The sequence below is a fragment of the Aeromonas sp. genome (genome assembly GCF_050633025.1).
Classification (GTDB): Bacteria; Pseudomonadota; Gammaproteobacteria; order Enterobacterales; family Aeromonadaceae; genus Aeromonas.
Genome location: NZ_JBODRQ010000151.1, coordinates 1 through 7,252, shown reverse-complemented (window position 1 = coordinate 7,252; position 7,252 = coordinate 1). Strand labels below are relative to the sequence as shown.

Here is a 7,252-nt window from a genome sequence, read left to right as displayed (position 1 = left end):
AGCCGCATCCATCAGGCCCATGTGCTCAAGGGGTTGCAGCAGGAGAGCGGTATCCCGATGATCTTCGTCAGCCACGCCATGGAGGAGGTGAGCCTGCTATGCGATCAGCTGGTGCTGCTGGAAGGTGGCAGGGTGGAGGCGCAGGGACGGCCGAGCGAGATTTTCGCCCGCACCGATCTCTCGCTGGCCAGCCGTGACGATGCCGGGGTGATGCTGGATGCGACCCTCTCTCACTACGATGAAGAGGAGCAGATGGCGACCCTGCAGCTTGGTGAGCAGCAACTGCGGGTCACCATGACCCAGGTGCCGGATGAGAGCGGCCCCTTGCAGATCAAGGTGGCGGGGCGCGATGTGGTGATTGCCACGGCCCCCATCGAGCACTCCAGTCTCTCCAACTGTCTCATCACCCGTCTGCTGGCGGTGCGCGAGGTGCGCCCCGGCCAGACCCTGTTGCAGTTGGCGCTGGGTGAGCAGATACTGCTGGCCCGGATCACCAGCCGCTCCGCCAGGCGGCTGGCACTGGCGCCGGAGCAGCAGATCTACGCTTATATCAAGGCGGTGAGTCTGGTCAGCGAAGGCTGATTGGGCGCCGTGCTGATAACGTGGCAGGATGGCCACGGGCAAGATAACAACAAGAGATGGTTCAGGTGATGAGTCGAGAGGCAATACACTGATGCGCCGCAATCAGGTGATGAAATTCAACGGTCTTGCCCTGCGCAGTGCGGGAGAGGGCCCCTTGCTGTTGCTGCTGCACGGGCTGGGCTCCTCGAGCCTTGACTGGCAGGCGCAGATCGAACGGTTTTCCGAGCACTACCGGGTGGTGGCGCTAGACTTGCGCGGCCACGGCCAGAGCATGCAGGAGGGGCCGTTCGATGTGGCGACCCTGGCAGCCGATGTGGTGAACTGGCTCGATGCACAGCCAGAACCCGCCTGGGTCGTGGGATTGTCGCTGGGGGCCATGGTAGCGCTGGAGCTGGCGCTGCAACTGCCCCACAAGGTGCAGGGGCTGGTGCTGGTCAACGGTTTTAGCGAGTTTCTGCTGGAGACCCCCAAAGAGCAGGAGCGTTACGCCCAGCGCCTCAAATGGCTGCGCTGGTTTGGCATGCGCCCCCTCGCCTGGTGGCTGGGACGCGAGCTCTTCCCGGGCCCGGATCTGGCACAGGTGCGCCACACCTTCCGACTGCGGTTCGTGCGCAATAAAAAGAAAACCTACAAGGCGCTGTTGGAGGCGTTACCCGGCTGGTCGGTACGCGCCCGGCTCGGCGCCATCTGGCAGCCGGTGGCCATCATCTCCACCAGCCACGACTACCTGCCACTGGCCAAACGGGTAGAGCAGTTTGCCGCCTTGCCCAACGCCACCATCCACACCCCCAATGGCCACCACGCCTGGCCCGCGGAAGATCCTTCCGGATTTAATCATTTGCTTCACCGGATTTTGGCCACCCATTAAAACTGAGCTCTGCCATGATCTGGGCTTGTCGCATTTTGAAACAATTGTAATGTTGTAGTGGTTGATTAATTTCATTAACTTGGGTTGTGTAAGAGGTAGAGGTTTACACCCTATTGGCTGTAAAAAATACATCTCTTTTCATCCGGTTAGACCGAAAAATAATAATGTTGTCAGGGACAGTAAAATGAAAAAAATGGTATTGACTGCAATCACTGCATTAATGATGGCTGGTTGTGCCCAGCAAGGTTTCACGGTTCATCCGGGTTCTGCGGTTGCACCGACCAAAGAGGTGACTCATCACTTCTTCATCTCTGGTCTGGGTCAGAGCAAGGACATTGATGCTGCTGCCGTGTGCAATGGTGCTGACAAAGTGGTACGGGTTGAAGCCCAGCACACCTTCGTCAATGGTTTGCTGGCCGCGGTGACCTTCGGTATCTACACCCCGCGCGAGGCACGTGTTTACTGCGCGGGTTAATTTCCGCCGCATACATGTTTGCAAAAAGCCGACCCTGTGGGTCGGCTTTTTTGTTGGTGCGAAGATTGGTGGCATGATTCACCCGTGGGAGCAGACCGGGCAGTCGGGGCGCTTGGGCAGCTTCATCTCGCGGAAGGTGCCGCTCAGGCCGTCGATCATCAGCAGGCGGCCGCTGTAGCTTTTGCCCATGCCGGCCAAGAGCTTGATTGCTTCGAGCGCTTGCAGGCTGCCCACCAGACCCACCACGGGGGCGAGTACCCCGGCTTCGACACAGGTGAGAGCCTGCTCGCCAAACAGGGCGCTGAGGCAGGCGTAGCAGGGTTCATCTTCCTGCCAGGTGAAGCTGCAGAGCTGACCCTCCAGCCGGATGGCGGCGCCACTGACCAGCGGTACCCTGTGCTGGCGCGCCTTTTGGTTGAGCAGGTTGCGAATGGCCAGATTGTCGGTGCAATCGAGCACCAGCTGATGCCGGGGCAGCAAGGCATCGAGCAGCTCCTCATCGGCCACGGCAGCGTGGGTCTCCACCTTGAGCCAGGGATTGAGCGCGCGCAGCGACTGGGCTGCTGAGTCCACCTTGTCGTGACCGATGCGCTCATCGTTGTGCAGCACCTGACGCTGCAGATTGGAGAGCTCCACCTTGTCGAAATCGACCAAGGTGAGCTGGCCAACCCCGGCCACCGCCAGATACTGGCTGGCGGCACAGCCAAGGCCGCCGGCGCCGATCACCAGTACCTTGGCCTGCTTGAGCGCCTCCTGTCCATCGAAGTCGAAGGATTTGAGGATGATCTGGCGGTTGTAGCGCAGCAGTTCGGCGTCGGTCAGGATCTCGCTCACAGCAGCAATCCCCCGAACGGTTCGACGGTGACCGTCTCGCCCGCGGCGACGCGGCCCCGTTCCCGTTCAAGAACGATGTAGCAGTTGGCTCGCGACAGTGAGCTGAACACGGCGGAGTCCTGCGAGCCGGTGCTGCGCACCTCGAGGCCGTTCGGTCCCTGACTCAGGATGCCGCGCTGGAAGTCGAGTCGGCCTGGGCTCTTTTTGAGTGGCTCGGCCGCAATGGCCTCTAGCTGGAGAGGGCGCTCGAACTGCTGGCCCGTCAGCTTGGCCAGCGCCGGTTGCACCAGCTGATCGAAGGTGACCATGGCGGAGACCGGGTTGCCCGGCAGGCCGAAGAACCAGGCGCGGGGCAGGCGGCCGAAGGCAAATGGCTTGCCCGGCTTGATGGCCAGCTTCCAGAAGCCGATCTCGCCGAGCTCGTCCAGCAGCTGTTTGGTGAAGTCCGCTTCCCCCACCGAGACGCCGCCGGTGGTGATGAGCACATCGGCCTCCGCATCGGCGCGGATAAAGGCGGCGCGCAGTTGGGCGGGATCGTCGGGGATGATGCCAAGGTCGAGGCAGTCGCAGCCCAGCCGTGCCAGCATGGCTCGCACGCCGTAGCGGTTGGAGTCATAGATATCGCCGTGGGCGAGCGGGGTACCGACCGGTTTGAGCTCATCGCCGGTACTGAAGATGGCCACTTTCAGCGGGCGGCGTACCGCGACGGTGGCCACGCCGAGGGAGGCCAGCAGTGGCATCTCTCTTGGGGTGAGGCGAGTACCGGCAGGCAGCACGCAGTCGCCTTTGCCGATATCGCTGCCGGCGCGGCGGATATTCTGGCCTGGTTCGGGTTGTGCCAGAAAAGTGATCCGATCACCGTCGGCCTGCGTTTCTTCCTGCATCACCACTGCATCCGTACCGGCCGGTACCGGGGCGCCGGTCATGATCCGTACGCAGTGGCCGGCAGGCCATTCGCCCTGATAGGGCTGACCGGCAAAAGCTTTGCCCGCCATGATGAGCGGGGTGCCGGTGGCGAGATCTGCCAAGCGCACGGCATAACCGTCCATGGCGGAGTTGTCGAAGGGGGGCACGGCGAGGGGAGAGGCGATGTTGTTGGCAAGGATACGACCAAGCGCCTCTGGCAGGGGCAGCTGCTCGCTGTCGCAGCAGCAGGCGAGTTGTTCCAGCATCCCTTGCAGGGCATCGCTTAAGGGGAGTAGTCCGCTGGTATCAAATCCCATCGTCATGACCTCTTTCTATGATTGAAGGCGGGATTATCACAAAAATCCCCGGGGATGGGCAGGTTATCTCGAGGGAATCTCGGGATAATAGGCGCTGAAACGGGGGTAGATAGTCATAAAGTATGAGGTGACGCACAAGTTGACTTGAATCTTGGCGGTAATGGCCGTTTACTATGCTGCCATAACAGATGGTCGTCACATCCTGTGTGGCTACCACTACAGCGATACCGTTGGCCCTGTGCGCCGCCATAACATAAGGGGTTGCTCCTTGAGCTGCCCTCACAGTCCCTGAGCGTGGGAGAAAAGACAATGACAACCTTAAGTCCGGAAGCCTTGCAGGTCAGGGCTGCCCTCGAAGCCCAGGGACTGGAAACCCCCCTGGTCACCAACGAGCTGAACAGCCAGCAGAAGCGGGAGAAGATCGAAGGCCATATGCGCTCCATCATGGAAACGCTGGGGCTGGATCTGACCGATGACAGTCTGGCCGAGACACCGCACCGCATCGCCAAGATGTACGTGGGCGAGATCTTCTCAGGCCTCGATTATTCCACCTTCCCCAAGGTGACGGTGATCGAGAACAAGATGCAGGTGGACGAGATGATCATGGTGCGGGACATCACCCTCACCAGTACCTGCGAACACCACTTCGTCACCATCGACGGTATGGCCCATGTGGCCTATATCCCTCGTGGCAAGGTGATTGGTCTGTCGAAGATTAACCGCATCGTGCAGTTCTTCGCCCGCCGTCCCCAGGTGCAGGAGCGGCTGACCCAGCAGATCCTGCTGGCGCTGCAGACCCTGCTCGGTACCAAGGATGTGGCCATCAGCATCAAGGCGACCCACTACTGCGTCAAGGCGCGCGGAGTGATGGACTCCACTTCCTATACCACCACCACCTCCCTCGGCGGTGTGTTCAAGACCCAGCCCGATACCCGGGCCGAATTTCTGGGCGGCCTGCGCGGATAAGATGGCGGTTGTTTTGTAACCGCCTCGCTGAATAAACGAGACGCCAGCAGCCACTGCTGGCGTTTTTCATTGGTTCCGGATGAGAGTGGTGGCTTGCAACGGCTTGACCCGCGCGGCTTGCCCTATGCAAACGTTATGCATTATTTCGATTTATTCAGCTGAGCGGTATATTTAATCGAGCACGATAAATCCTTTTTTTCACCTTACAAAAAGTAACCGGACAGACTCTTTCCGAACCATCACAATCCGGTTACTCTAGCGCCCCCTCACGGCTCTCGCTGCCGCTCATGGAATTCAGAGATATTCATCAAGGTTGGCTGGTGTGCCACTGAACAGGTGGCCAGATAGTTCATGCCTGGAGAGGGTGAATCAGACGAGAGCAACGAATTTAACGACCACCAGGAAATCCCATGAATACCAGCTCCATGACCATAGGCAAGAAACTCACCGCCGGCTTTGCCGTACTCGGCTTGATGCTGACCTTTATCGGTGGTTTCGCTCTTGTCCAGTTTGGCAATATGAACGGGGTGGCCCTCCGTTTTACCGACAGCATCTTGCCAGCAGTCAATCGCACCAGTGAAATCGGTGACACTATCAGCGAGTTGCGCCGCTATGAGCTTGCCCTGTTCCTGTGGGCTTCTGAACCCCAGAAGCGTGCCGAGTATCGTACTACTGCCGCCCAGCTGGTTGAGCGTCTCAAACAGCAGATGATTGATCACGACAAGACCATCGGGGCGCAGGATGTGGAAGAGCATCGTATCTTCGATATGGTCAAGGGTGACTGGGCCCGCTACCTTGCCCTGCACCAGCGGGTAAAACAGATGCAGGATGCGGAACTGATGAGTGAAGCCCTGAATATTTTCAGAGGAGAGGGGAGCCCACTCTACAACAAATTGAATCAATCTGTGGCTGAGCTGATCCAGATTAATCACGGTTATGCTTCGGAATCCCGCCAGAATATTGTCAACTCTTATCAATCTGCCACGCAGAGTGTCATCATTGCGTTGGTGCTCGGTCTGATCCTTGTGGTGGTGCTCTCAGTGGTACTGACCCGCCAAATTCGCGACCCGCTGATCATGCTGGCCCGTCAGGCCCAGCGTATTGCCAATGGCGATCTGGGTCAGGGCGAACTGCAGCAGTGGATCCGTGACAGCCGTTTCAACCGCGATGAACTGGGTCAGCTGGGCTCCGCCATCAACCGGATGCAGGGATCCCTCTCCGATCTGGTGAGCGAGATCGCCGGCTCCGTGAGCCAACTCAGCAGCGCGGTGGAGGAGGTGAGCGCCATCTCCAGCCAGTCTGCCAGCGGCATGGCTATCCAGCAGAACGAAGTCTCCCAGGTGGCGACCGCCATGAACGAGATGCAGTCCACCGTCAACGAAGTGGCCCGCAACACCACGGATGCCATGAGCGCCGCCAAGGATGCCTCCCGCACTTCCACTGCTGGCAGTGAAGTGGTTCGCAGCTCGATTACCAGCATCGAAGATGTGTCGGTCAAGATTGAACAGGCGGGCACAGTGGTGCAGCAGCTGGAGGCCGACAGCGCCAACATCAGCGTGGTGCTGGATGTGATCCGCGATATCGCCGGTCAGACCAACCTGCTGGCCCTTAACGCGGCCATCGAAGCGGCCCGTGCCGGTGAACAGGGCCGTGGCTTTGCGGTTGTTGCCGATGAAGTGCGATCCTTGGCCCAGCGTACCCAGGACTCCACCGCCGAGATCAGCAAGATGATCGAGCTGTTGCAGAGCCGCGCCGCCGAGGCGGGCAATGCCATGCAGCTGAGTCGTCACCAGATGCAGGAGAGCGTCGGTCTGGCGCGGGATGCCGGTACCAGTATCGACACCATCAATGGTGCCGTGGTGCGCATCACCGACATGAACACCCTGATCGCCACTGCCACCGAAGAGCAGAACGCGGTGACCGAAGAGCTCAACCGCAGCATCGTCAACATTCACAATGCCGCTGACGAGAATGCCCAGGGAGCCCATCAGATCGCCCAGGCCTGTGGCGAACTGAGCAAGCTGGCCAACACCCTGCACCATATGACCCAGCGCTTCACCCTCTAAGGGGTGATGCATGGATAACAGAAGGCCCCGCCAAATTGGCGGGGCCTTGTTGTTTCTGACTAGCGTGTTGATCGTAGGGGCGATTAGCGAAGCGTAATCGGCCGACGCCAGATCACTGACTCGACTATTTAGCTCAGACCTACTATCTCGCCATCTGCATCAATATCGATATGACGATAGGCGGGCAGACTGCCCAGCCCCGGCATGGTCATGATAGGGCCCGCCAGCGCATAGACGA

Annotated in this window: 8 protein-coding genes; 5 read left to right on the top strand and 3 right to left on the bottom strand. The window is 59.6% G+C overall.

The window, feature by feature from the left end; genetic code table 11:
* The 3 genes from ACRAUW_RS15675 to ACRAUW_RS15665 all read left to right on the top strand — a co-directional run.
* A partial coding sequence (locus ACRAUW_RS15675) for a TOBE domain-containing protein (protein ID WP_431363024.1) occupies window positions 1-582 on the top strand: 582 nt, incomplete at its 5' end.
* Between the two features lie 91 nt (window positions 583-673).
* The gene (locus ACRAUW_RS15670) at window positions 674-1,450 is read left to right on the top strand and encodes an alpha/beta fold hydrolase (RefSeq protein ID WP_431363023.1); all 777 of its coding nucleotides are present in this window, start codon (window positions 674-676) and stop codon (window positions 1,448-1,450) included.
* Between the two features lie 184 nt (window positions 1,451-1,634).
* Window positions 1,635-1,925 (top strand): Bor family protein, encoded by a 291-nt coding sequence (locus ACRAUW_RS15665; protein WP_431363022.1) that lies wholly within the window; start codon window positions 1,635-1,637, stop codon window positions 1,923-1,925.
* Window positions 1,926-2,003: 78 nt separating this feature from the next.
* Here ACRAUW_RS15665 and moeB read toward each other — a convergent pair whose 3' ends face one another.
* Together moeB and moeA are read right to left on the bottom strand one after the other, a co-directional pair.
* Window positions 2,004-2,759 (bottom strand): molybdopterin-synthase adenylyltransferase MoeB, encoded by a 756-nt coding sequence (gene moeB / locus ACRAUW_RS15660; protein WP_431363021.1) that lies wholly within the window; start codon window positions 2,757-2,759, stop codon window positions 2,004-2,006.
* Window positions 2,756-3,982, bottom strand: coding sequence for a molybdopterin molybdotransferase MoeA (moeA, locus tag ACRAUW_RS15655; protein WP_431363026.1), 1,227 nt, complete (start codon window positions 3,980-3,982; stop codon window positions 2,756-2,758). The genes moeB and moeA overlap by 4 nt, the downstream gene beginning before the upstream one ends.
* Window positions 3,983-4,291: 309 nt before the next feature.
* Between moeA and folE the strand changes: the two genes are divergently transcribed.
* The gene (gene folE, locus ACRAUW_RS15650; protein WP_431363020.1) at window positions 4,292-4,948 is read left to right on the top strand and encodes a GTP cyclohydrolase I FolE; all 657 of its coding nucleotides are present in this window, start codon (window positions 4,292-4,294) and stop codon (window positions 4,946-4,948) included.
* 410 nt (window positions 4,949-5,358) lie between these two features.
* Window positions 5,359-7,014: a methyl-accepting chemotaxis protein gene (locus ACRAUW_RS15645; protein ID WP_431363019.1), complete on the top strand. Its 1,656-nt coding sequence runs from the start codon at window positions 5,359-5,361 to the stop codon at window positions 7,012-7,014.
* A gap of 128 nt (window positions 7,015-7,142) precedes the next feature.
* On the opposite strand, the gene ACRAUW_RS15640 is transcribed toward ACRAUW_RS15645, so the two are convergent.
* On the bottom strand, window positions 7,143-7,252 hold a 110-nt coding region (locus ACRAUW_RS15640), incomplete at its 5' end, for a formate--tetrahydrofolate ligase (RefSeq protein ID WP_431363025.1).

Coding starts and splice junctions, on each gene's coding strand:
- ACRAUW_RS15665 (WP_431363022.1), top strand. CDS start 1,635: ATGAAAAAAATGGTATTGACTGCAATCACTGCATTAATGATGGCTGGT.
- ACRAUW_RS15645 (WP_431363019.1), top strand. CDS start 5,359: ATGAATACCAGCTCCATGACCATAGGCAAGAAACTCACCGCCGGCTTT.
- folE (WP_431363020.1), top strand. CDS start 4,292: ATGACAACCTTAAGTCCGGAAGCCTTGCAGGTCAGGGCTGCCCTCGAA.
- ACRAUW_RS15670 (WP_431363023.1), top strand. CDS start 674: ATGCGCCGCAATCAGGTGATGAAATTCAACGGTCTTGCCCTGCGCAGT.
- moeA (WP_431363026.1), bottom strand. CDS start 3,982: ATGGGATTTGATACCAGCGGACTACTCCCCTTAAGCGATGCCCTGCAA.